Consider the following 21,875-nt stretch of genomic DNA (forward strand, 5'->3'; position numbering starts at 1 on the left):
GGGCATATTATCGGTAGCCGGGCAAAGGGGGGACACCTGCTGCTAACCCGCCCGGAGCGTGAAGGTTGCGGCCGCGGGCCGGCAAAATCCATCTTTCGGCGAGCTTTTTGCGTAACTGCCCCTTTCCGCTCTCCACATTCTGCCCGCTGCCCCTATGTGGGAAAACCAAAGTCTGTTTCGCGTATCCGCCCAGCTGTTTGCCGACGGCGTATTTAACCTGCTCGACCGGGCGCTGAAGCCGGAGATTTTTTTGCTGGGAATTGCCTCGGCCCGCGAAACCGACGAGCCCCAGGCTGTACTTATCGAGCCGCAGAGCCACCGCTACGCCGGCCCCGATTTTGCGGCCGTGAAGGCCCACGCCGTGGCCCTGGAGCCCGATGGCCCTCGTGAAGTGGTGTACCATCTGCAGCAGCTCGACCATGACCGCTACGAAAAGCAGCGCTGGTACGAGCTGCTACGCCGCGCCACCGAGCACACCCTGCACGAGCTGGTAGCCCGGCGCCAGGAAGACCGGGTGAGCTTCTGCTCGATGCCCGTGAGCACGGGGGGCTACCAGGTACTGATTGTACTACAGCTCTCGGCTGATGCCTACCACAGCTATTATGCCCTGCCGGGGGCGGCCGTGCCCAACCGGCCGGCGTCGCTGCTGGCGGCCACCGTTGAGGAGTTGCTGAGCGATGCCTCGCGGGCCCTGCGTGAGTCCGACCACGCCGACGATGACCGGTTGGTGCTCAACCGCGACTACAACGAGGTGCTGCGCGCCGCCGGCCGCCGCTTTATGTTGCGCGCTGCCGCCGGCAGCCACGGGCTCTATGATGCCTGCAACGGCGTAGCCGCCCTGCGCCACGAAGGCGATGAGGGCGTGGGCACCATGCTCATTTCGAAACGCAACCACCCGGCCGTGGTGCCGGTACTTATGCTCGACACGCCGGTACCGTTGCGCGACCACCGCCGCATTCGCAAGCTACTGGAGCTAAGCGAGGACCGCCACGCCCTCATTACCGATGCCACCGACGTATTCGGGCTGGGTTACTTGGTGGAGCCCGACGATGCGCAGTACGAGCCCCTGTTCACGGTGCATTTCACCAAGCACTACAGCTGGGAACTAAGCCACGATGGGCACCGAATGATGAAAGTGGTATCGAACACGCCCCGCCTGCCGCAGGGCACCATCGACGAAAACAACTTCACCACGGCCGTGGGCCGCATTTTCTCGACGCTTGATGCGGCCGGCATTGCCTACCTGTGGGAGCTGACGCTGAGCGCCGCCAAGCAGGAACATGGCACTATTCTGCTGATTTCGGAGGGTGCGGCCCAGGAAGCCGTCCGGCTTTCGCCCCAGTGTTTCCGCGTGACGCCGCGCCTGATGACGCCCTCGGTGCTGCGCCTGGTCACCAACATCGACGGGGCCGTGCTTATCGAGCCGAGCGGCACCTGCCACGCCATTGGGGCTATTCTCGACGGACTGGCCACCGAGAAAGGTGACTCCAGCCGCGGCTCGCGCTATAATTCCGTTTTGCGCTACGTAGAAAGTAGTCGCTACCCGGTGCTGGCCGTTGTGGTAAGCGAAGACGGCTGGATTGACCTACTACCACCCGTTTGGCGGTAGCAGCACTTGCTTTCTCTCTTTCCCAATTCTCTGCTATGTCTGTTCCCACCTTCGACCGAGATGACCGCCTGCAGTGGGTAGAGCGCGTTTCGCGCCTGCTCGACAGCCAGTTTCGGGTGCCCGGCACCAACTGGCGCTTCGGCCTCGACCCGATTATGGGCCTGCTGCCGGTAGTAGGCGGGCTGCCTTCGCTGGCTGTTTCGGGCCTGCTGATTCTGACCATGATACGCCATGGCGCCAGCGGCAACTTGGTGGTGCGCATGGTATTCAATGTAGTGCTCGACGCGCTGATTGGCGCGATTCCGATAGTGGGCAACATCTTCGACTTCGCTTATAAAGCCAACAACCGCAACGTGGCGCTGCTGCGCGCTCATTACGCCGAGGGCCGGCACCAGGGTTCGGGCAAGGGCCTGTTGCTGGTGCTGACTCTGGTGCTGCTGGCGCTGGGGGGGCTGCTGGTGTGGGCCGCCTGGTGGCTGGGTTCGGTGCTGTGGAACTGGGGCGAATCGGTGCAGTGGTAAGGTAGTGCCTGTTGCGCCGTCGATGTCGCTCAGGCCCGGCATGCCTACCTTTGGAGCATGAAAATCCTTCAATTGGTTCCGCTACTGCTGTTGCTGGCGGCCTGCCAACCCTCTTCATCTCAACCTGAAACCGGCCAGCAGGTGGCCGAGGCCGAGAAGACTGTACTTGCTGATCATGACTCGCTTATGGTGCAGATGGGCCGGCTCTATGAGCTGCGCCAGCAGCTGGCCAAACTGCCGGCCGCCGATACCGTAGCCATTGGCCAGGCCCGGCGGGCAATAGTGGGTGCCGAAAATGGTATGATGGACTGGATGCACCGCTACCACCGCCCGGCCGATACAGTGGCCGACGCCCGGCGACTGGCTTATTACGCCCGGCAGCAGGAACGCATCGATTCGGTGGGCCGTTTGTTTAAGAGCAGTCAGGCGGCCGCCCGCCAGCTGCTGGGGGCCGCCCCCGCGGCCGCGGGCCCTTCGTCTTCCGTTACTCAATAAGCTGTTTTTTTGATGACTACTTCGCTTCGTCGTGCCGGCCAGCTGCTGGCCGCTGCCGGGCTGGTCCTGAGCTTCTCGCTCGGCGGCTGCTCCTCTTCTTCCACCGAACAAGCCGCTGAGCGCCTGCCAGTGCTGGGTTTCAAATCTACTGAGCCCACTTCGCCCTCCGACACGCTGCCCGACCCCATCCCCGCCTTCCGCCTCACCAACCAGGACCGGCAGGTGATTACCAACCAAACCTTTGCGGGCAAGGTGTACGTCACCGACTTCTTCTTTGCCACTTGCCCCAGCATCTGTCCCAAAATGCAGAGCGAGCTGCTGCGCGTATACAAGGCGTTCAAAGCAAACCCCAAGGTGCTGTTTCTGAGTCACACCATCGACCCGGCCCACGACTCGATTCCGGTGCTGCGCGACTACGCCGAGCGGCTGGGCATCAACGACGCCTCGCGCTGGCACTTCGCCACGACCGGCCGCGACTCGGTTTTTGCCCTGGCCAAGGCCTACATGACGGGCGCGGAGGTGGATGCCACCGTGCCCGGCGGCTTTGCCCACAGCGGCACGTTTGCCCTCGTCGATTCGCAGCGGCGGGTGCGGGGCGTGTACGATGGCATGGTTGCCGAGCAGGTCGATCAGCTGATCAAGGATATTCCGGTGTTGCTGAAGGAGGAGGCACAGGCGCAGCCCGTGGCGGCCAAATGAGGATGCGCGGCCATTCGTTGCGGCTGCTGGGTGCCGGTGGCCTGCTGCTCACGCTCACCTTTTCGCTGGGCAGCTGCTTTACCGAGCGCCAGAACGAGGGCGCCCAGCTGTACACCGCCCATTGCAGCAGTTGCCACGGCGACCAGGGCCAGGGCCTGGAGCGCCTCATCCCGCCTGTAGCCGCCGCCGACTACATTGCTAGCAACCGCGCCGAACTGCCCTGCATTATTCGCAAGGGCATGCAGGGCGACATTGTGGTGAACGGCATCCATTACAACCAGATAATGCCGGGGCATGAGGACCTGACCGACTCTCAAATCACCAACCTGCTCAACTTTCTGCAAACCAACTGGGGCAATACCAACCAGCCCTATACCATCCGCGAAACGGCCGAGCTACTCGGGCGTTGCAACGGTTCGGATGGGCAGTAAACGACAGCAAAAAGATAGCCCCGCACCTAAAAACGTTTGAGCCACAAGCTTCCTGCTGCCTGGGCGACACATAACCGGCCAGGCGGCAACAAGACACTGGCAGCCGGTTGCCGGGCGGGAACTGCTAGCCAATGGAGGCCGTTCTTTTTAGTCAGCCGCTCGGCTGGCAGCGGGTTTTGGTCGTGCATCTTCGCCCAAACCTGCTTAGCTTGCACCTTCATTTCTTTGCTTGAATATGGCCCTGTTTGACTTTCTGAAGAAGAAGTCCGAAGACAACACTTCGGCACCTGCAACTCCTGCTACGGCTGCCGGATCCGGCGACGCGCCAACTGCCCCAGCTACGCCGGCCGAGCCGGCCGGCCCCCGCTACAAAGGCTCCAACTACCAGATGCCTGCCCCGGAAGTCCCGGCTCCCATGCCCATCATTCCGCCGGCTCCGCCCATTGCCATGCCCGGCATGATGACGGGCCAGCCCGACGGCGGCATGTCTGAACAGCCCGCTTTCGAGCCCACCAATATTCTGGAGCAGCTGCTGATGCAGGCTTCCTACGACCCGCAGTTCCGGCCGCCCTTCTACCAGGCACTGCTAGGCGAGGAGCTGACGGTGGTGCTGGCTGCCCGCGAAGATCAGGAGCCCGGCGAGATTACGCCTACCGAAGGGATGGAAATTCAGCTCCAGGCGCTGCACGATGGCAAAATCGCTATTTTCACGGCCGTAGAGCGCATTTTCGATAACGGTGCCGTACCCGAGGGCAGCGTTACCTACATGCGCCTGCGGGGCCACGACTTCTTCACCATGGTGCAGGACGCTGATTGCGCCATTAACCCCTTCTCGGCGGTGGGCAAGCTGATGCCGGCCGACGAAATCAAGGCCCTGGTATCCGGCCAGCTCTTCGAGGGCGCGCCGCAGCAGGATGTGCAGGTAACCCTGCACCAGCCCGAGCCCGAGCCCACGGCCCTGCTCGACGGCCTGCGCGAGTACAGCGCCACCCAGCCAGCTATCCGCAACGTGTATCTGGCCGAAATGCGCATGCAGAACGCTCCCGAGCAGTCGCGGCTGCTCGTAGCTTTCGATACCGAAGAAACCGACCCGGCCTTCATGCAGGACCTGGGACCTATCATCAAGGGCAACATTGCCGAAGCGCAGTTCGTGGACCTGATGCTGATTGATCCCACTTCCGAGGAGCCGCTGATTCAGTACCTGCTCACCACCGAGCCGGTGTACGCCCGGGCTTAGAGATTAGAGATTAGAGATTAGAGATTAGAAAAGAACGTCATTCCGAACGGAGTGGCGTTCTTTTCTTTTGTAGCTGGTTATAAATTCAGCAGAACGTCATGCTGAGCGTAGCCGAATCATCTCTACCGCTTCGTTGCAAGGGTAGTTCAACGAAGCGGTAGAGATACTTCGACTGCGCTCAGCATGACGTTCTTTTGACTTCCTAACCACCGTCGTATCCTGAATTTTTAAGTTTGTCAGGCGCCATCGTCTAACGCTGATCTTCTACCCCAGTCCCGTCGGCACTGAATTCTTGTTACGTATAGCCTTCACCAGCAGCGGGCGCAACACGAAATACACAACCGGCCCCAGTACCATAAAAGCGCCGGCCCAGAGCAGCAATGCGCCCAACATGGCCTGCCAGAGCAGATGCAGCGCCGCCAGCCAATCGTTGGCCAGCAGGTAGCGCAGTTTGTCGAGCGTGAGTGCGGGAGCTTGGTCGCCCCAAAGTAAGGCCCCCTGCCGCAGCAGTGGAATGACGAGCAGCAGCTGAACCGGACTCCAGAGGTGGGCGATGAGTAGGGTGGCGGCCACATTCAGGCGCAGCCGCAACGCCGCAAACGTAGCCGTAAGTGTCGTTAGGCCCAGTACCGGAATAACCCCGCAGGCCGAACCCAACACTACCGTAAGAGCCAGTTGGTGCGGCGTAAGGCCTTGGCGCAACAGCCCGAACAAGGGGTCAGTAACCCGGCGCTGCCACCAGCTACGGGTTTGGGTGGTGGCGGGTGAAGGCAAGGATTCAGACACAATAAACAACTTCAAAAGCAAAATAAAACTAACCGCAGCACGCTTGCTTAGCAGCCCCTTTTCATGAAGCTACTTAGAAAGCTGGCACTGGGACCGTTGGCCTAAGCGGCTGGTACAATAGACGCACAGCTTACCCGGGCTCACCAGATTCACTACGCATAGGCCAGGCAGCTTGTATCTTCGTGCAGCACGCTTCGTCGGCCAGACTGCCTTTAGCCCCGGACGGTGCCTTCCATGACAAAAGTACACCTGCGGCCCGTGGCCCGCCGTCCGTTCGTTGTATTCTGGCTGCTGCTGCGCCACGCGGCCCGCGAGTTCGGCAACCACGACCCGCTGCGGCTGGGGGCGGCCACGGCTTTCTTTGCCACGTTTGCTCTGCCGCCTATCGTCATCATTCTCATTCAGGGGCTGGGCTATCTGTACTCAGCCTCGCAGGTGCGGGTGTTGCTACTCACCAAACTCTCGCACATGCTGGGGGCCTCGGCGGCTGGGTTGGTCGAGCAGATTCTGCGCAACGTAACCGATGTGCAGCGCAGCCGGCTGGTTACATGGCTGGGCTTCACGTTTTTGCTGTTCATTGCCACTACCCTGTTCGGCGTTATTCAACACTCGCTCAACCAGATATGGCAGGTGCGGGTACGCCGCCGCACCGGCCAGCTACGCACTGTACTCAAGGAGCGGGCCCGCTCACTGGGCCTGCTGCTGGCCACGGGCCTACTCTCGATGCTGGCCTTTTTGTCGGATGCTGCTCTGGGCTTTGTAGCCAGCTATGCCGATTACTTCAATGCCACGGTCGGCAATGCCGTGCTGGAGGTAGCCAACCGGCTGTTTTCACTGCTGATTCTGGTGGGCTGGTGCGGCGTTACGTTCCGCAACCTGAGTTCGGCCAAAATACCGCGTAAGGCTGTCTGGCGCGGGGCACTGCTCACGGGCAGCCTCATCAGCCTGGGCGAAAGCGTGCTGGGGCTGCTGCTGGTACCACGCAACCTAGGCCCCATCTACGGACCGGCTTCCAGCATCGTGCTAGTGCTGCTGTTCGTGTTCTATTCGGCCATGATTTTCTATTTCGGCGCCTGTTTCACCAAGGCCTACGCCCAGTACGCAGGGCTGGATATCCGCCCCAAAAAATCGGCCGTGCGCTACAAACTGGTCGATGTAGTTGAGGAAGAGGCGGTTAGTGGTTAGTGGTTAGTGGTTAGCGAAAGAACGTCATTCGGAGCGCAGCCGGAGAACCGCAACTGCTTCGTTGTAACGATTCATGTGGAGCGGTAGAGATTCTTCGGCTGCGCTCCGAATGACGTTCTCACACCAACCTTAATAAGTTCGCCTCTGCCCTCTCGCAAAGCCTTACCTTTGCTGATTGAATCCCAGATTATGACTCCGACCGAACCGAATACCCCCGCCGCCGCCGCCGCTACTTTCGCCGACTTAGGCCTGACGCCCGAGCTGCTGAAAGCCCTGGAAGAGCTCCAGTTCCAGACGCCCACGCCCGTGCAGGAGCAGGTAGTACCCATGGCCCTGGCCGGTCAGGATGTGGCCGGGCAAGCACCTACCGGCTCGGGTAAAACCGCCGCCTATGGCCTCTCGGTACTGCAATTGCTCGATCTGAAGCAGGACGCGGTGCAGGTAATTGTGCTGGTGCCGGCCCGCGAGCTGGCTCTGCAGGTGCGCGACGCCCTCAAGAAGCTGGGTAAGTATATGCCCAACCTGCGAGTGGCGGCTTTCTACGGCGGCCACGCCTTCCGCGAAGAAACGGCTTCGCTCACTCAGGCCCCGCACATTGTGGTGGCCACGCCCGGCCGTCTGCTCGACCACTTCGAGCGGCGCTCCATCATCCCTAACCAGCTCAAAACTCTGATTCTTGACGAGGCCGACAAGCTGCTGGAGCTGGGCTTTCAAGAGGAGCTGGTGGAGATTATCAAGCGCCTGCCGCGCCGCCGCCAGACCTTGCTGTTCTCCGCCACGATGTCGGATAAAGTGCTGGACCTGATTCGGAAGAACCTGACCCGGCCGCGCGTGGTAAACGCGGGCCAGGACACCGACGAGCTGCCCGAAAACCTGACGCTGCTCGGCCACTTCGGCGCTATCGAGCAGAAGCCGGCCGCGCTGCTGCACTTGCTGAATCTGCCCGAAACGGGCCGCGCCCTCATCTTCTGCAACACCCGCGACCGGTGCATGGAGCTGACCCGCTTTCTGGTGGGCCGCGGCATAGCGGCCGAGGTGCTGCACGGCAAAATGCCCCAGCCCGAGCGCGACAAGGCCCTGCTGAAACTGCGCAACGGCTCCAGCCAAGTGCTGGTAGCCACCGATGTAGCCGCCCGCGGCATCGACGTAACGCAGCTCGATACGGTGGTGCAGTACGACGCCCCCGATAAAGCCGACGGATTCCAGCACCGGGCCGGCCGCACGGCCCGCGCCGGTGCCGCTGGTACGGCCCACCTGTTGGCCACCGAAAAAGAGCGCGCCCACGTGAGCAAGTGGCCCATAGCCGAAGGCATCAAATGGACGCCGTTGCACGCGCCCAAGCTGCCGCCCGCCGCCCCCAAAGCCCCGCGCCCCGAGAACGTAACCCTACACGTATCGGCCGGCAAAAAGGATAAAGTAAGCGCCCACGACTTGGTAGGTGCCTTCGTGAATGTGGGCGGTGTAGCTCGCGAGCAGGTGGGCCACATTGAGGTGTTCGACTACTACAGCTACGTGGCCGTACCCCGCGAACAGGCCCAGCTGGTAGCCGAACGCCTGGCTGGTACTAAGGTAAAGGGCCGCAAGGTGCGCGTGTCGATTGTGGCTTAGCAAGCAGAACACGGCTACTACGCTAAAAATAGGCTAATTTGGAAGCCGCGTCTGACCTTAGACGCGGCTTCTGGTTTTTCTGTACCTCTCCTTTCCGCTATGGCTGCTCCCATATCCGTCACTTCTCAGACTGCCGCCGCCGCCCCTGCCGGGGCCGAAGCCCCGAATTATACGCCCGCCCTGGCATCGCTCACGGTGCTTTTTTTTATGATGGGCTTTATCACCTGTCTGAACGACATTCTGATTCCCTATCTGAAGGCCATCTTCAGCCTTACTTACACGCAGGCCAACCTGATTAATCTGTGCTTTTTTGGGGCCTATTTCGTGATGGGCATTCCGGCTGGGCGACTGGTGCAGCGCGTGGGCTATAAAGGGGGTATGCTCACCGGCTTTCTGATTGCCGCACTTGGGTCGTTCCTGTTCTACCCGGCCGCCGACAGCCGCAGCTACGGGTTGTTTCTGGGGGCGCTATTCGTGCTGGCCACTGGCGTGGTGTTGCTGCAGGTTGCGGGCAACCCGTATGTGGCCATTCTGGGGCCGGCGCAGTCGGCACCGGCGCGGCTTACACTCACGCAGGCCTTCAACTCGCTGGGCACTACAGTGGCCCCACTACTGGGTTCGGCCCTCATCCTCAACAACCTGCCTGACCTCGATACTGCTGCCTCAGCCGCAGCCATCGATGTGAAAGCCGTGCAGACGCCTTACTTGGCTATTGGCGGCGTACTCGTGCTCATCAGCCTGCTGCTGGCCATGCTCAAGCTGCCTAAAATTACGCATGCGCAGGCAGAAAACGAGGATTTGAGCCGTCGGGCTTACCACTACCGCCACCTTGTATTCGGTGTGGTGGCTATTTTTGCTTACGTAGGCGGTGAGGTAGCCATCGGCTCGCACATTGTCAACTATCTACACCTACCCGACGTGATGAGCCTCTCGCCCAAAATGGCCGGCGATAAGGTGGCCTGGTACTGGGGCGGGGCGATGGTGGGTCGCTTCATGGGGGCTTATCTACTCAACAAGTTCAACCCGGGCCGCCTGCTGGCCTTTAACGCGCTGGGCGCGGTGCTGCTGGTGCTGCTGTCGGTGAGCACCACCGGCGCGCTAGCCATGTGGAGCCTGTTGGCCGTGGGCCTGATGAACTCTATTATGTTTGCCACCATCTTCACGCTGGCCGTGCGCGACCTGGGCCGCAATACCGAGGAAGCTTCGGGCCTACTCAATGTGGGTATTGTGGGCGGCGCCATCATCCCGCTGCTATTTGGTATGGTAGCCGACAGCAGCGGGCTGCGCTGGGCCTTTATTCTGCCAGTGCTGTGCTACGCCTACATTACGTGGTATGGCCTCAAGGGCCACCGTCCGGCGGTGGCATAATTTTCGCCTGATGCCTATACAACTAAAAGAGCGGTGCTTCCTGAGGAGGCACCGCTCTTTTGGCTAAATACCCAAGCTGTTTATTTACTCTGCAGCTTGAAAGCAGCCGTTTGCACGTCGCGGGAGTTGCCGCCGACCATCACCTCGAAGTCGCCGGGCTCGGCTACAAACTGTAGGTCGGTGTTGTAGAAACTCAGGTCGGCGGGACTGAGGCGGAAAGTAAGCGTGCGGGTTTCGCCCTTTTTCAGCATTACTTTCTGGAAGCCTTTCAACTCCTTTACGGGCCGCGAAATCGAGCCTACTAGGTCGCGTAGGTAGAGCTGGGCCACTTCCTCGCCGTCAGAATCGCCGGTGTTTTGCACCGTTACCTTCACATCAAGCGTAGCGCCGGGGGCCAGACTAGAGGTGCTCAGCTCGGGCTTACCGTACTTGAAGGTGGTGTAGCTCAGGCCAAAACCAAACGGGTAAAGCGGGTCGTTGCTGACGTCCAGGTAGCGCGACTTGTACTTGTCGAGGGCCACGCCGGCGTAGGGCCGGCCGGTGCTTTTGTGGTTGTAGTACAGCGGAATCTGGCCCACCGACTCGGGGAAGGTAGCCGGCAGCTTACCCGAGGGGTTGTAGCGGCCGAACAGCACATCGGCAATGGCGTTGCCGGCCTGCGAGCCCGCAAACCAGGTTTCCAGAATGGCATCGGCGTTCTGCTCTTCCCAGGGCAGCGTGAGCGGCCGGCCCGCCATCAGCACGATGACCAGCGGCTTGCCGGTTTTCTTCAGCGCCTTCAGCAGCGCCATCTGGGGGGCGGGCAGGCCAATATCGGCGCGGCTGGCGGCCTCGCCCGTCATGCCCTGCGACTCGCCCACGGCGGCCACAATTACGTCGGCACTCTGGGCGGCTTTTACGGCTTCGGCAATCATCTCGTCGGCACTACGCGGGTCCACGTTCAGCTCGCCGCCGTGGGTGTTGAGGCGGGCAATCATCTGCGCGTCATCGGTGAAATTGGCGCCCTGGGCCGTTACAATTTTCACTGCGCTACCCGCCACGTTGCGGAGGCCCTGCTCCAGCGACACGGCCTGTTTCCAGTCGCCGGCCCCACTCCACGAGCCAATCATGTCGCGCTGGCGCGAGGCCAGCGGGCCTACCAGAGCAATGGTACCGGTGGAGCGCAGCGGCAGGGCCTGGTTTTGGTTTTTGAGCAGCACTAGGCTTTTGCGGGCAATGTCGCGGGCGGCGGCCACGAATTCGGGTTTCATCATGGTTTGCTTGGCCCGCTTCTCGTTGGTGTAGCGGTAGGGGTCCTCAAACAAGCCCAGCTTCCACTTGGCCTCCAGAATCCGGCGGCAGGCCGTGTCAATATCCATCTGCTGCACGGTGCCGTCTTTCAGGTTGCGGGCCAGGTTCTTAAGGAAAATCTCGCCCACCATATCCTGGTCAATACCGGCGTTCAGGGCCAGCGCCGACACCTGGGCATCGTCTCCCATGCCGTGGGCCGTCATTTCGTTGATGGCCGTGTAGTCGGTTACCACGAAGCCGGGGAAGCCCCACTGCTTGCGCAGCAAATCGGTCATCAGCCACTTATTACCGGTGGCGGGTACGCCGTTGATGTCGTTGAACGAGGACATGACCGAACCCGCTCCGGCATCAATGGCCGCCTTGTAGGGTGGCAGGTACTCGTTGTACATGCGCACCTGGCTCATGTCGGTGGTGTTGTAGTCGCGGCCGCCCTCCGCAGCGCCATATAGGGCGAAATGCTTTACGCAGGCCATTACGGTATTGCTTTTCGTCAGGTCGGAGCCCTGGTAGCCGCGCACCATCACGCGGCCAATCTCCGAGCCCAGGTAGGGGTCTTCGCCCGCACTCTCGGAAATGCGGCCCCAGCGCGGGTCACGGCTAATATCGACCATCGGCGAAAACACCCAGTTCAGGCCATCGGCCGAAGCTTCCTCGGCCGCAATGCGGGCGCTCTGCTCAATGGCCGCCAAATCCCAGCTGGCGGCCAGCCCCAGCGAAATAGGGAAAATGGTGCGGTGGCCGTGGATAACGTCGTAACCGAACATAAGCGGAATGCGCAGGCGCGTCTGCTTAACGGCCATTTCTTGGAGCTTGCGGGCGGCTTTGGGCGTGAAGGTATTGAACACGCCCCCCACTGCGCCGCGCCGGATGCTGGCGTCCACATCCTTGCTCACCACCGGCCCGGTTACGTCGAAACCCACGGTAATCAGGTTGAGCTGGCCGATTTTTTCGTCCACCGTCATCTTCTGCATCAGGTCGGCAATGAACTTATTCATCTTGGCCTGGTCGTCGTCGGCTGCGGAACCGGGCGCGGCGGCGGCAGCCGGAGCAGCGGCCACCGATTGGGGTGTATTGAGCAGGGGCGTAAGTAGCCCCAGGCTCAGCAGCAGGGCAGTGCGGAACGGATGTTTCATAAGGAGTTGTGAATTGAAATAGTGGAGGAAGGGGCCGGGCGCGGGCGCGCTACATCGAGTGCCCCGGCGTCAACCAAAACAGCCGGGAAAGCGCCTTTGCCGGACCCGAACTGCGACCCTCGATATTTGGCCGGCTTCGGTAATGTCGTGCCCACGCCTATTTTTTGAGGTGCGGGCTTTCGAAACCGAGCTTGGTAAGGCCACGTTGCACGTCGGGGCTGCTCATGAACAGCTTCCAGAGCAGGCCCGTACGATGGTTTTCAATCATGCTCACAATCGGCCCCTGGTCGATGGCCAGATACGATTTGGCGTACCAGTTATGCTGCTCGCTGAAAGCATCGACGAAGCCATACTCACCCCAGAGGCTGTCGCCCTTGTCGTCGTAGAAATGGCGTAGCGCCTGCATCGAAAACTCCGGTGTGTAGGGCATAGCAGAAATGGCCGCCGTGGGCGAAATCACGCCCAGATCCTCGGTAGGCGAATGCGCGGCGTAGCCCTTGTAGCTGTCGGAGGCCGTGAGGCCCCAACTGTTCGGGCCGTAGCCCTTGTAGCCCTTGGGATTATCGATGCAGTAGGCGCGGTTGATGAGCGTGTGGGCCTTGTTCTGGGCGAAGTAATCGGCGTACTGGTCCTTTAAGCCGCGCGGGTCGATGCCCAGAAACGAGTAGTGCGAGAAAAACAGTGGCCCGCCGTAATCAATGCCCAGCGGCAGCTTGGTTTTGTAGAACTCCTTGCCATTGAGAAAGGCGTCGCCGGTGGCAAAACCCTGGTCGTACACGGCCTTGCTGATGGCGTAGCGGGGCGAGCTGGCAGCCAGCACGTAGGTTACCAGGCACTCGTTCCAGCCATGAATTTGGTGGTTCATGCTCCAGCCGTTGTTGGGGCTCCAGTGCCAGTACAGCACGTTTTGGTTACCCTGCTGAAACCAGGTCCACTCCACGCCTTCCCACATCCACAGAATCTTGTTGCGGAGCGCGCTTTCGGCCAGCAGGTCGCGGCTGAAATATTGGCGGGCGCAAATCAGGCCCTCAAACAGAAACGAGGTTTCTACAATATCGGCCCCATCGTCTTTGGGGCTGAAGCGGATGGTTTTGCCGGTGGTGCCGTCGAGCCAGTGCGGAAATACGCCATGGTACATGTCGGCCTTCCAGAGGAAGTTCACGATTTTGAGCGTGCGCTCGGCGGCCTGCTCGCGGGTAATCCAGCCGCGCTCAGCCGCCACAATAATGGCCATCAGCCCGAAGCCGGTGCCGCCGGTGGTTACCACCTCGCTACCGTAGTCGAAGCTCACGTTGCTTCGCTCGCGGGCCATGCCCGAAACTGGGTGGCCAAAGTCCCAGAAATAGCGGAAAGTCTGGCGTTGCACCAAGTCCAGTAGCTGCTCATCGGTGAGGTTGCGGGGGCGTTTGGCTCCGCTGGCGGCCGGCGTGAGACCTACTGCGGCAGTGGCTAGGGCGGCCTTTTTAGCGGCCGGTTTGCGCTGCGCCTGCCCGGGTTCAGGCAGTAGCAGCGCGAGGCCTAGAAAAAACAGAAAGAATGGCTTCATAGCGCTGAAATGGGATATGGCAGGGCCCTGAACCACGCGCCACGCGCGCGATTCAGGGCCGCATACCGGGCCAAGTAAGGAATGGGTGCCGTAGCGCAAAGCGGGTGCTTCGCGTCTCGTTAAACGATGTTGTTCGGCAGTCGGCAACGGCGCGCGAAGCGGATGCTTCGCGCTACTGTCGGCATTAATAGCCGGGGTTTTGGGTAAGCACCCCACCGCTCAGGTCAATCTGCTGCTGCGGAATAGGAAAGAGCTCGTTTTTACCCTTGGTAAAGGTTTTGCCGTGAGCGGCGTACAACGGCACAATGCGGCCGGGCTGCACGCTTTCCTGGCGCACCAGGTCGAAAAACCGGTCGTGTTCCAGGGCTAGCTCTACCCGGCGCTCCTGCCAGATTTGCTGTAGCGTGAGGCCGGTACGGGCGGGCAGGCCGGCGCGGGTGCGCAGCCGGTTGAGCACCGTGGTGGCCTCGGCCGTTCTGCCCAGCTGGAAAGCCGCCTCAGCGTTCAGCAGCAGCACCTCGCCGTAGCGCATAATGCGGATGTTCTTGGGCAAGTAGTCGTTGTTGCCGCAGTTTCTTTCCATGGTGCGGCTGTGGTAGGCCTTGTAGCTGTAGCGCGAGTTCTCCACCGAATCCTGGCTTGGAATGCGGAATCCATCCCAGAGCACGGTGCCGGTTTTGGCCGTCGTGATGAAGATGATGCTGCCCTCCCGACGCTTGTCGCCGGGCTCGTAGGCATCGGCCAGTTGCCTGCTGGGGTTGTTGAAGCCGAAGCCCAGATCAGCCCAGCCACCTTTGCCACCCGAGCGCGGACCCTGGCTGACCACATATAGGTTCACGGCCGAGTTGTTGCAGGCCGCGTTGATGCCGGTCTGCACCTCAAACACCGATTCCTCGCTGTTGGCCCCCACTTCGCGCCAGATGTTTTCGTAGTTGGGCAGCAGCCCGTAGTTGCCCGAATTGCCCTGCACAATCTCGCTGGTCAGATCGTAGGCTTTCTGGTAGTTTTTCTGGTAGAGATACACTTTGGCCAGCAGCGCCTGGGCGGCGGCCTTGGTGGCGCGGCCGGTTTCGGTGGCCCCTTTCAGCGGCAGATTATCGACCCCAAACTGCAGGTCGTCGATGATGAGCTGGTATATTTCTTCGGCCGTGGCCCGCCTCTGCAGGCTGGGGTCGTTTATTTCCGAGGCCAGCGGCACCCGATCAAGCTTGGGCACTCCCCCAAACAGGCGCACCATGTTGAAGTAGAAGTAGCCGCGCAAAAAGCGCACCTCCCCTATCAGGCGGTTGCGGGTGGCCTCGGGAGCAGGGCTCAGCGGCAGCTTATCGAGGGCTTGGTTGGCCCGATTGATGCCCTGGAAATAGCCCTGCCAGGCGTTGTTAACGATGTCGTTGGTGGAGTTAAGGGTTAAGTTATCCACCTCCAGGGCCGAGCCGTAATCCTGGGGCGAGCTACCCTTGTCGGCGTCGTCGGAAGCCACGTCGGTCAGCATCACGTACTGCAGCCCGTGAATGTCGGAGCCGAAGCCCCCTAAGTACATTACGTTGTACACGCCATCCACCAGTTTCTGGGCGGCGGCGGGGTCGGTTTTAATCTGGTCTTCGGTGAGCTGGCCCTGCGGTGCCACCTCGAGGAAGTCTTTGCAGCCCGCGGCCCCAACGGTGAGAGCCAGCCCGAGGGCGGCCAACCGGAAGCGGCGGTTTAAGGGAGAAAATATCGTTTTCATGTGCGGTGCAGACTAAAAGTTAACGTTCAGGCCCAGCGCCAGCGTGCGGCTGGTAGGGTACGTAGTGGCTTCGATACCCGAATCCAGTGGGCCACCCGGCAGCTCCGGCGTGAAGCCCGAGTAATTGGTAACCGTAAACAGGTTCTGGCCCGTGGCATAGATGCGCAACGACGACATGCGGATTTTTTTGACCAGCTCGGTGGGAAGCGTATAGCCCAGCACCAGGTTATTGAGCCGGATGTAGGAGCCCGACTCGATGAAGTAGGTGGAGTTGGGCGTGTTGTTGCGGATGCTGGCCGGATCGGTGTTCGAGGGGTTAGTTGGCGTCCAGCGGTTGTCGGCAAAGTCGGCCTCGATGTTGTCGGTCACCTGCCCAGTTGCCTGCTTTTTGCGATTGTACACGTCGTTGTTCACGTTGCCGCTGAACACGAATGAGAGGTCAACACCGCTGAAGGTTAGGCCGCCGTTGATACCGAAATACATAGGCGGCTGGTAAGAACCCGCATTCACCCGGTCGCGCAGGTCAATGGTACCGTCGCCGTTGGCGTCGGCGTACTTCAGGTCGCCGGGCTTCGGCGTCTCAAAAGTGTACTTCGGATAGGCATCGATTTCAGCCTGGTTCTGGAACACGCCCACGGCCTTAAGCACATAGAAGGTACCCGCCGCCACGCCGTTACCGGAGCGCGTTACGTTGTTGGCACCTCCAAACAGGGCCTGCCCGCCATTCAGCTTCTCAATGCGGTTTTTATTGAAGGTGGCATTCACCCCGAAATTGTAGCTGAACCGCTCCCCCACATTGGCGCGCCAGTTCAGGGCCGCCTCCAGGCCCCGGTTGCTGATGTCGGCGGCGTTGGTGATGTACTGGTTATCGGGGTCGCCGAACAGGGCCGGGATGTTCACCGGAATCAGCGCGTCGGTGGTCAGCTTGTCGTAGTAGGTTACCTCGCCGCTCAGGCGGTTATCGAGCAGGCCGAATTCAATGGCGGCGTCGTACTCGCGGGTTACTTCCCAGCGCACGTTGCGGTCCTTTATCTGATTGATGACAGCCCCGAGCACCGGCCGGGAGTTGAACACGTACGGGATGTTGATGTCGGCCGTCGTGATGTAGGAATTGGGGTCGATCTGGTCGTTGCCGAGGCGGCCGTAGCTGGCCCGCAGCTTCAGGAAGCTCAGCAGCTGCTGGTCTTTCAGGAAGTTTTCCTCGGTAAGCACCCAACCCAAACCCACCGACGGGAACAGGCCCCAGCGCTGGTCCGAGTTAAATTTGGAAGTTCCGTCGTAGCGCAGGTTGCTCGTGAACAGATACTTACCATCGTACACGTAGTTAATGCGGCCCAGCGCTGACAAGCGGCGGTCTTTGCCCAGAGCTGGCGAGCTGTTAACGGCCGTGTTGGGGTCGCCAGTGCCCAAATACCACTGGTTGGGGTCGGCGGGCACATCGAAGCGCGAGCCGGCCAGCGAGTTGGTCTGGCCCTCCTCCGTCACGGTGCCCACCAGCACGGTCAGGTTGTGCTTGTCGCCGAGTAGGCGCTGATAGGTGGCCGTGTTCTCCCACAGGTAGCGGGTGCTGTTAATCTGCGTCACGAACAGGGCACTCCGGTCGTTGCGCTGGTTGCCGCCGGCTTCCAGAAAGGTTATCTCGTCGTTGGCGTACTGGTAGTTGTACACCCGGCGGTTGTTGTAGGTCAGGTCTACGTTGATGGCCGAGCGTAGCGTTAAGCCCTCAATGGGCGTCAGGTTGAGCCCCACATTGCCCTGCAAACGATTCTCGAGCGACTTATTATCGTTCTTCTCGATATCGAGCAGCGGGTTGCCCACGTTGCCAAAGGCCGAGGTATTGCCGTAGCGCCCGTCCTGCTTGGCAGTAATAAGCGGCGAGGCCCGGTAGGCGTTCTGGAAAGCCGTGCCGAAATTCACGTCGCGCGTATCGGCCCGGCTGAACGACGCCTGCGAACTGATACTGACCTTGGAGGAGAGGATGAATTCGGTGTTCGAGCGCACCGTCAGCCGTTTGAAGCGGTTGGTGATGGCCAGCCCGTCGTCCTGCAGCAGGTTGCCGCTGAAGTAGTAACGCACGTTCTCGTTGGCCCCCGACACGGCCAGGTTGTGGTTCTGGTAGGTGGCAGTGCGCAGAATCTGGTCGTACCAGTTGGTAGTGCCCGTAAAGTCAGGCAGCGTCACGTTGGGAGCCGTATCCTGGAGGTAGTTTACATACTGGCCTGCATCGGCCATGTCTACCAGTCGGGTGGCCTGCTTGAAGCCTACAGTGTTGTTGTAGCTCAGCACGGGCTTGCCCTGCTTGCCCTTTTTGGTGGTCACAATAATTACCCCGTTGGCACCACGCACACCATAAATAGCGGCGGCCGAAGCATCCTTCAGTACGTCGATAGTTTCGATGTCGGAGTTGCTCAGGTTCCGGATGTCCGTAGTCTGCACCCCGTCTACCACGTACAGCGGGCTGGCGCCGGCCAGCAGCGTGCCCGTGCCCCGGATGCGCACGGTGGGCTGGCCATTGGGCGTGCCGTTGCTGATAATCTGCACGCCGGCCGTTTTACCCTGCAGCGCCTGGGTAGGCGTCTGCACAGGCTGGTTTACAATTTCCTTGGCCTCAATGCGGGCCACCGAGCCGGTTAGGTCGCGCTTCTGCTGCGTGCCATAGCCCACTACCACTACCTCGCTCAGTGCCTGCGCATCGGGCGCCAGGCTGATGTCCAGCGTAGCGCGGCCGTTAACAGCTACTTCCTGGTTGGTGTAGCCAACAGATGAAAAGATAAGCGTGGCGTTGTCGGGCACCGTGAGGGTGAAGCGGCCGTCAGCATCGGTCTAGGTGCCGTTGTTGGTGCCTTTTACCACCACGTTCACGCCGGGCAGCCCGCCGCCCTTCTCGTCCACTACCCGGCCCGTTACGGGCGCATCGGGTTGTGCGGCCGTCGGGCCTTGAACAGGCCAGCTGAGAACACTCAGGTCAGTTGATGCCCGGACTGCGGCACTTGCCTGGCTGCCGCCGCCGAGCAGTGCCGCGCCTAACAGAGGCCAGGGGGCCACACGGCGCAAGGCTGGGGGCCCCACAACGAGTAAGGGAATTTTCATAAAAAGTGGGAATTGATGGGAATTGAAAGAAGCGTTGGCAGGCCAGCAGATATGTGGAAGCTGGCGGCCTGGAAAAGCATGTCAACTGCTAACGTAAAAAATGACAATCAGTCGAGCCGGCAGCACACTTATATCGGCGACGCTGCGCAGAAAGTCAACATTTCGACCGGCCGGCTGGCTCAATCCGCAGCCAAGGTGTGAAGGCGAACGGGGTATAGCACCGTTCAGCAGCCCCAACCATAAGCACTGGCCGGCCGTTTAGCGCCTCATGCCTTACTTGTTCTTTTTTGCGCTGATAGCCCTGGTGGGCTTCTTTTTCTATCGTTACCTCACCCAGGATACTCGCCTGAAAAAGGCAGCCTTGGCCGATGAATTTCCGGCGGCCTGGCGCTTGGTGCTCAGCGAGCGGGTGGCCTTCTACCTGTCGCTTACTGAAATCGACAGAGCGCGCTTCGAGAAGCGTGTGCAGCTGTTTCTGGCCCAGACCCGCGTAACGGGCGTGCAAACTGAGCTGGACGATTCCACCCGGTTGCTGGTAGCCGCCTCGGCCATTATCCCGGTGTTTGGCTTCCCGGATTGGGAGTACGGCAACTTGAGCGAGGTGCTGGTAGTGCCCGATGCCTGGACGCTGCAACGCGACCCCAACAAGGAGTACGTGGGCCTCGAGGGCACCCTACTCGGCAGCGTGCAGGGCTTCCAGACGTCGCACTATATGCGCCTGTCGAAAACGTCGCTGGAGCGGGGCTTCCAGGATTCGCTCGACCGCCAGAATGTGGGTATCCATGAGTTTGCCCACTTGCTTGATGAGGCCGATGGTGTAATTGACGGCGTGCCCGGCCTGGCCCTACCCGCCGCCCTGCGCCCCGAGTGGGAAGCCGTGATGAAGCGCGAAATCGAGGCCATCCGGGCCGGCAACTCCGAGATAAACGACTACGCGGGCACCAACGAGGCCGAGTTTTTTGCCGTGGTTACGGAGTACTTCTTCGAGAAGCCCGAGAAGTTGCAGCAGCACCACCCCGAGCTATATGGCCTGCTGCTGCTGGCCTTCCGCCAAAACCCCAAGAGTCGTTTCCTGCGCCGCGCCGTCGATCCGCGCGAGTGGCTGAAGACGCTGAGGAGCCGCCGGAAGTTTGGCCGCAACTCGCCCTGCCCCTGCGGCAGCGGCAAGAAATACAAGGATTGCCACCTGGCTCAGGAGCAGGCAGCCGCGTAGGGCATTTCGGCTGGGAGTGTAACTTGGCTATCCGAAACATCCCCTTAGTAACTCCTTGCCCGCCCGTGAAAAGAAACTTCCTCCCCGTATTCGCCGCCACCTCCCTGCTGGCGGCCTGCGCCCCTACTGCCAAAGCTCCGGTAGCCACTGCGCCCCCTATTATCGATCAGCCCGCCGTAGCGGCTGCACCCCACTGGCCTTCGCTGGCTGAAACCTACCTAACCTACTATTCGGGCGAATACCAACGCCTGTACACGGCATCGGCCGAGGCCGAGTGGCGCTCCAACACCCATATTGTGCCCGGCGATACGGCCAATGCGGGGGCCACGGCCCGCGCCAACGAGCGGATGGCGGCCTTTACTGGCTCGACGGAAAATATTACCCGCCTGCGCCAGCTGCTGGAGCACCAAGTCGAGCTGACCGATTTGCAGGTGAAGCAGCTCGAAACGGCCCTTTACAACGCTGCCAACTCGCCCCAAACCATTGCCAACGTGGTGAAGGCCCGCATCAAGGCCGAAACCCAGCAGACCGAAAAACTCTACGGCTTCGACTACAAATACCAGGGCAAGTCGGTAACTACCAACGACCTGGATGAGCTGCTGCGCAAGGAGAAAAACCCCGCCCGGCGGCAAAAACTCTGGGAAGCCAGCAAGGAGATTGGACCAACACTGAAGCCCGGCCTGCTGAACCTGCGCGACCTGCGCAACCAGACGGTGCAGGCCCTAGGCTACCCCGACTACTTCACCTACCAGGCTTCCGATTACGGCCTAAACCGGCAGGAGATGATGACGCTGGTGCGCCAGCTCAACGACGAGCTACGCCCGCTCTACCGCGAGCTGCACACATATGCCCGCTACGAGCTGGCCAAACAGTACGGCGTGAAGCAGGTGCCCGACTACCTGCCGGCCTCGTGGCTGCCCAACCGTTGGGGCCAGGACTGGAGCAGCATGGTAGACGTAAAGGGCCTCGACCTCGACCCTGTACTGGCCAAGAAGGGAGCCGAGTGGCAGGTGCAGCAAGCCGAGCGGTTCTACCAGAGCCTGGGCTTCCCGGCACTGCCGCCGGTTTTCTACGAGAAATCCAGTTTGTACCCGCTGCCCAAGGGAGCTGATTACAAGAAGAACAACCACGCCTCGGCCTGGCACATGAACCTGGAGCAGGACGTGCGCAGCCTGATGAGTGTGGAGCCCAACACCGAGTGGTACGAAACCACCCACCACGAGCTGGGCCACATTTACTACTACCTCAGCTACACCAACCCCGAAGTGCCGGTGCTGCTGCGCGGTGGGGCCAACCGCGCCTACCACGAGGCCATGGGCAGCCTGATGGGCTTGGCGGCCAAGCAAAAGCCGTTTCTGGCCGGGCTGGGGCTAATTGACCCCAAGGTGAAAACCGACGAGATGCAGTCGTTGCTGAAAGAGGCGCTGGGCTCGGTGGTGTTTATTCCGTTTGCCTCGGGCGTGATGAGCGAGTGGGAAAACAGTTTTTATGCCGACAACCTGCCCGCCGACCAGCTGAACGCCCGCTGGTGGGAGCTGGCCAAGCAGTACCAGGGCATCGTACCGCCCACTTCCCGAGGCGAGCAGTACCTCGACCCGGCCACCAAAACCCACATCAACGACGACCCGGCGCAGTATTACGACTACGCCCTAAGCTACGTCATCCTGTTCCAGCTCCACGACCACATTGCCAAAAACATCCTCAAGCAAGACCCGCACGCCACCAACTACTACGGCAGCAAAGAGGTCGGTACGTTCCTGGCCGACATTATGCGGCCCGGTGCCAGCAAGAACTGGCGCACGGTGCTAAAGGAGAAAACCGGCGAAGACCTCTCGGCCCGCGCTATGGTCGAGTACTTTCAGCCCCTGATGGCCTATCTCAAGGAGAAGAACAAAGGCCGCAAGTACACCATGTAATTTCCTCCGGCCCGGCAACTCT

16 protein-coding genes and 1 pseudogene are annotated in these 21,875 nt (G+C 60.9%); 11 read left to right on the forward strand and 6 right to left on the reverse strand.

The genetic code is table 11. The features are described from left to right. Positions 1-154 precede the first annotated feature (154 nt). The 6 genes from HW556_RS04070 to HW556_RS04095 all read left to right on the forward strand — a co-directional run bounded on the left by HW556_RS04070 (position 155) and on the right by HW556_RS04095 (position 4,992). Entirely contained in the window at positions 155-1,609 is a 1,455-nt protein-coding gene (locus HW556_RS04070) for a diadenylate cyclase (protein ID WP_176898222.1), read from the forward strand. Between the two features lie 35 nt (positions 1,610-1,644). Then, positions 1,645-2,130, forward strand: coding sequence for a DUF4112 domain-containing protein (locus tag HW556_RS04075; protein WP_176898224.1), 486 nt, complete (start codon positions 1,645-1,647; stop codon positions 2,128-2,130). 57 nt (positions 2,131-2,187) lie between these two features. Continuing rightward, positions 2,188-2,625, forward strand: a complete 438-nt coding sequence (locus HW556_RS04080) for a hypothetical protein (protein ID WP_176898226.1) — start codon at positions 2,188-2,190, stop codon at positions 2,623-2,625. A 12-nt stretch (positions 2,626-2,637) separates the two neighbouring features. Continuing rightward, positions 2,638-3,324, forward strand: coding sequence for an SCO family protein (locus HW556_RS04085; RefSeq protein ID WP_176898228.1), 687 nt, complete (start codon positions 2,638-2,640; stop codon positions 3,322-3,324). A 2-nt stretch (positions 3,325-3,326) separates the two neighbouring features. Then, positions 3,327-3,755: a c-type cytochrome gene (locus HW556_RS04090; RefSeq protein ID WP_246289513.1), complete on the forward strand. Its 429-nt coding sequence runs from the start codon at positions 3,327-3,329 to the stop codon at positions 3,753-3,755. 235 nt (positions 3,756-3,990) lie between these two features. Then, positions 3,991-4,992: an enhanced serine sensitivity protein SseB gene (locus tag HW556_RS04095; RefSeq protein WP_176898230.1), complete on the forward strand. Its 1,002-nt coding sequence runs from the start codon at positions 3,991-3,993 to the stop codon at positions 4,990-4,992. A 264-nt stretch (positions 4,993-5,256) separates the two neighbouring features. Here the strand turns inward: HW556_RS04095 and HW556_RS04100 are convergent, their stop codons facing one another. Then, on the reverse strand, positions 5,257-5,778 hold the full coding sequence (locus HW556_RS04100) for a DUF2062 domain-containing protein (RefSeq protein WP_176898232.1): 522 nt from the start codon (positions 5,776-5,778) through the stop codon (positions 5,257-5,259). A gap of 234 nt (positions 5,779-6,012) precedes the next feature. Here HW556_RS04100 and HW556_RS04105 point away from each other — a divergent pair, with 234 nt between their 5' ends. The 3 genes from HW556_RS04105 (at position 6,013) to HW556_RS04115 (ending at position 9,939) form a co-directional block, all read left to right on the forward strand. Further along, entirely contained in the window at positions 6,013-6,963 is a 951-nt protein-coding gene (locus HW556_RS04105; RefSeq protein ID WP_176898234.1) for a YihY/virulence factor BrkB family protein, read from the forward strand. 189 nt (positions 6,964-7,152) lie between these two features. After that, entirely contained in the window at positions 7,153-8,571 is a 1,419-nt protein-coding gene (locus tag HW556_RS04110; RefSeq protein WP_176898236.1) for a DEAD/DEAH box helicase, read from the forward strand. A gap of 99 nt (positions 8,572-8,670) precedes the next feature. Beyond that, positions 8,671-9,939, forward strand: a complete 1,269-nt coding sequence (locus HW556_RS04115) for a sugar MFS transporter (RefSeq protein ID WP_176898238.1) — start codon at positions 8,671-8,673, stop codon at positions 9,937-9,939. An 80-nt stretch (positions 9,940-10,019) separates the two neighbouring features. Here HW556_RS04115 and bglX read toward each other — a convergent pair whose 3' ends face one another. The 5 genes and pseudogenes from bglX to HW556_RS04140 all read right to left on the reverse strand — a co-directional run bounded on the left by bglX (position 10,020) and on the right by HW556_RS04140 (position 18,724). Further along, positions 10,020-12,362: a beta-glucosidase BglX gene (bglX, locus tag HW556_RS04120; protein ID WP_176898240.1), complete on the reverse strand. Its 2,343-nt coding sequence runs from the start codon at positions 12,360-12,362 to the stop codon at positions 10,020-10,022. A gap of 157 nt (positions 12,363-12,519) precedes the next feature. Next, positions 12,520-13,908 (reverse strand): glucoamylase family protein, encoded by a 1,389-nt coding sequence (locus HW556_RS04125; RefSeq protein WP_176898241.1) that lies wholly within the window; start codon positions 13,906-13,908, stop codon positions 12,520-12,522. Between the two features lie 184 nt (positions 13,909-14,092). Beyond that, positions 14,093-15,634 carry a RagB/SusD family nutrient uptake outer membrane protein gene (locus HW556_RS04130; protein ID WP_176898243.1) on the reverse strand — a complete coding sequence of 514 codons (1,542 nt, stop codon included), beginning with the start codon at positions 15,632-15,634 and terminating at the stop codon, positions 14,093-14,095. Positions 15,635-15,646: 12 nt separating this feature from the next. After that, a pseudogene (locus HW556_RS04135) lies at positions 15,647-18,445 on the reverse strand (SusC/RagA family TonB-linked outer membrane protein); the annotation flags it as partial. 12 nt (positions 18,446-18,457) lie between these two features. Continuing rightward, positions 18,458-18,724: a hypothetical protein gene (locus tag HW556_RS04140; protein WP_176898247.1), complete on the reverse strand. Its 267-nt coding sequence runs from the start codon at positions 18,722-18,724 to the stop codon at positions 18,458-18,460. Between the two features lie 268 nt (positions 18,725-18,992). Between HW556_RS04140 and HW556_RS04145 the strand changes: the two genes are divergently transcribed. Together HW556_RS04145 and HW556_RS04150 are read left to right on the forward strand one after the other, a co-directional pair. Further along, entirely contained in the window at positions 18,993-19,937 is a 945-nt protein-coding gene (locus HW556_RS04145) for a M90 family metallopeptidase (RefSeq protein ID WP_176898248.1), read from the forward strand. 65 nt (positions 19,938-20,002) lie between these two features. After that, a complete protein-coding gene (locus HW556_RS04150; RefSeq protein ID WP_176898249.1) occupies positions 20,003-21,853 on the forward strand; it encodes a M2 family metallopeptidase in 1,851 nt (616 codons plus the stop codon). Positions 21,854-21,875 lie beyond the last annotated feature (22 nt).

Source organism: Hymenobacter terrestris (assembly GCF_013377905.1).
Taxonomy (GTDB): Bacteria; Bacteroidota; Bacteroidia; order Cytophagales; family Hymenobacteraceae; genus Hymenobacter; species Hymenobacter terrestris.

Excerpts from the sequence above, each read along its gene's own strand:
- HW556_RS04070 (WP_176898222.1), top strand. The coding sequence starts at position 155 with ATGTGGGAAAACCAAAGTCTGTTTCGCGTATCCGCCCAGCTGTTTGCC.
- HW556_RS04075 (WP_176898224.1), top strand. The coding sequence starts at position 1,645 with ATGTCTGTTCCCACCTTCGACCGAGATGACCGCCTGCAGTGGGTAGAG.
- HW556_RS04080 (WP_176898226.1), top strand. The coding sequence starts at position 2,188 with ATGAAAATCCTTCAATTGGTTCCGCTACTGCTGTTGCTGGCGGCCTGC.
- HW556_RS04085 (WP_176898228.1), top strand. The coding sequence starts at position 2,638 with ATGACTACTTCGCTTCGTCGTGCCGGCCAGCTGCTGGCCGCTGCCGGG.
- HW556_RS04090 (WP_246289513.1), top strand. The coding sequence starts at position 3,327 with ATGCGCGGCCATTCGTTGCGGCTGCTGGGTGCCGGTGGCCTGCTGCTC.
- HW556_RS04095 (WP_176898230.1), top strand. The coding sequence starts at position 3,991 with ATGGCCCTGTTTGACTTTCTGAAGAAGAAGTCCGAAGACAACACTTCG.
- HW556_RS04105 (WP_176898234.1), top strand. The coding sequence starts at position 6,013 with ATGACAAAAGTACACCTGCGGCCCGTGGCCCGCCGTCCGTTCGTTGTA.
- HW556_RS04110 (WP_176898236.1), top strand. The coding sequence starts at position 7,153 with ATGACTCCGACCGAACCGAATACCCCCGCCGCCGCCGCCGCTACTTTC.
- HW556_RS04115 (WP_176898238.1), top strand. The coding sequence starts at position 8,671 with ATGGCTGCTCCCATATCCGTCACTTCTCAGACTGCCGCCGCCGCCCCT.
- bglX (WP_176898240.1), bottom strand. The coding sequence starts at position 12,362 with ATGAAACATCCGTTCCGCACTGCCCTGCTGCTGAGCCTGGGGCTACTT.
- HW556_RS04125 (WP_176898241.1), bottom strand. The coding sequence starts at position 13,908 with ATGAAGCCATTCTTTCTGTTTTTTCTAGGCCTCGCGCTGCTACTGCCT.
- HW556_RS04130 (WP_176898243.1), bottom strand. The coding sequence starts at position 15,634 with ATGAAAACGATATTTTCTCCCTTAAACCGCCGCTTCCGGTTGGCCGCC.
- HW556_RS04140 (WP_176898247.1), bottom strand. The coding sequence starts at position 18,724 with ATGAAAATTCCCTTACTCGTTGTGGGGCCCCCAGCCTTGCGCCGTGTG.
- HW556_RS04145 (WP_176898248.1), top strand. The coding sequence starts at position 18,993 with ATGCCTTACTTGTTCTTTTTTGCGCTGATAGCCCTGGTGGGCTTCTTT.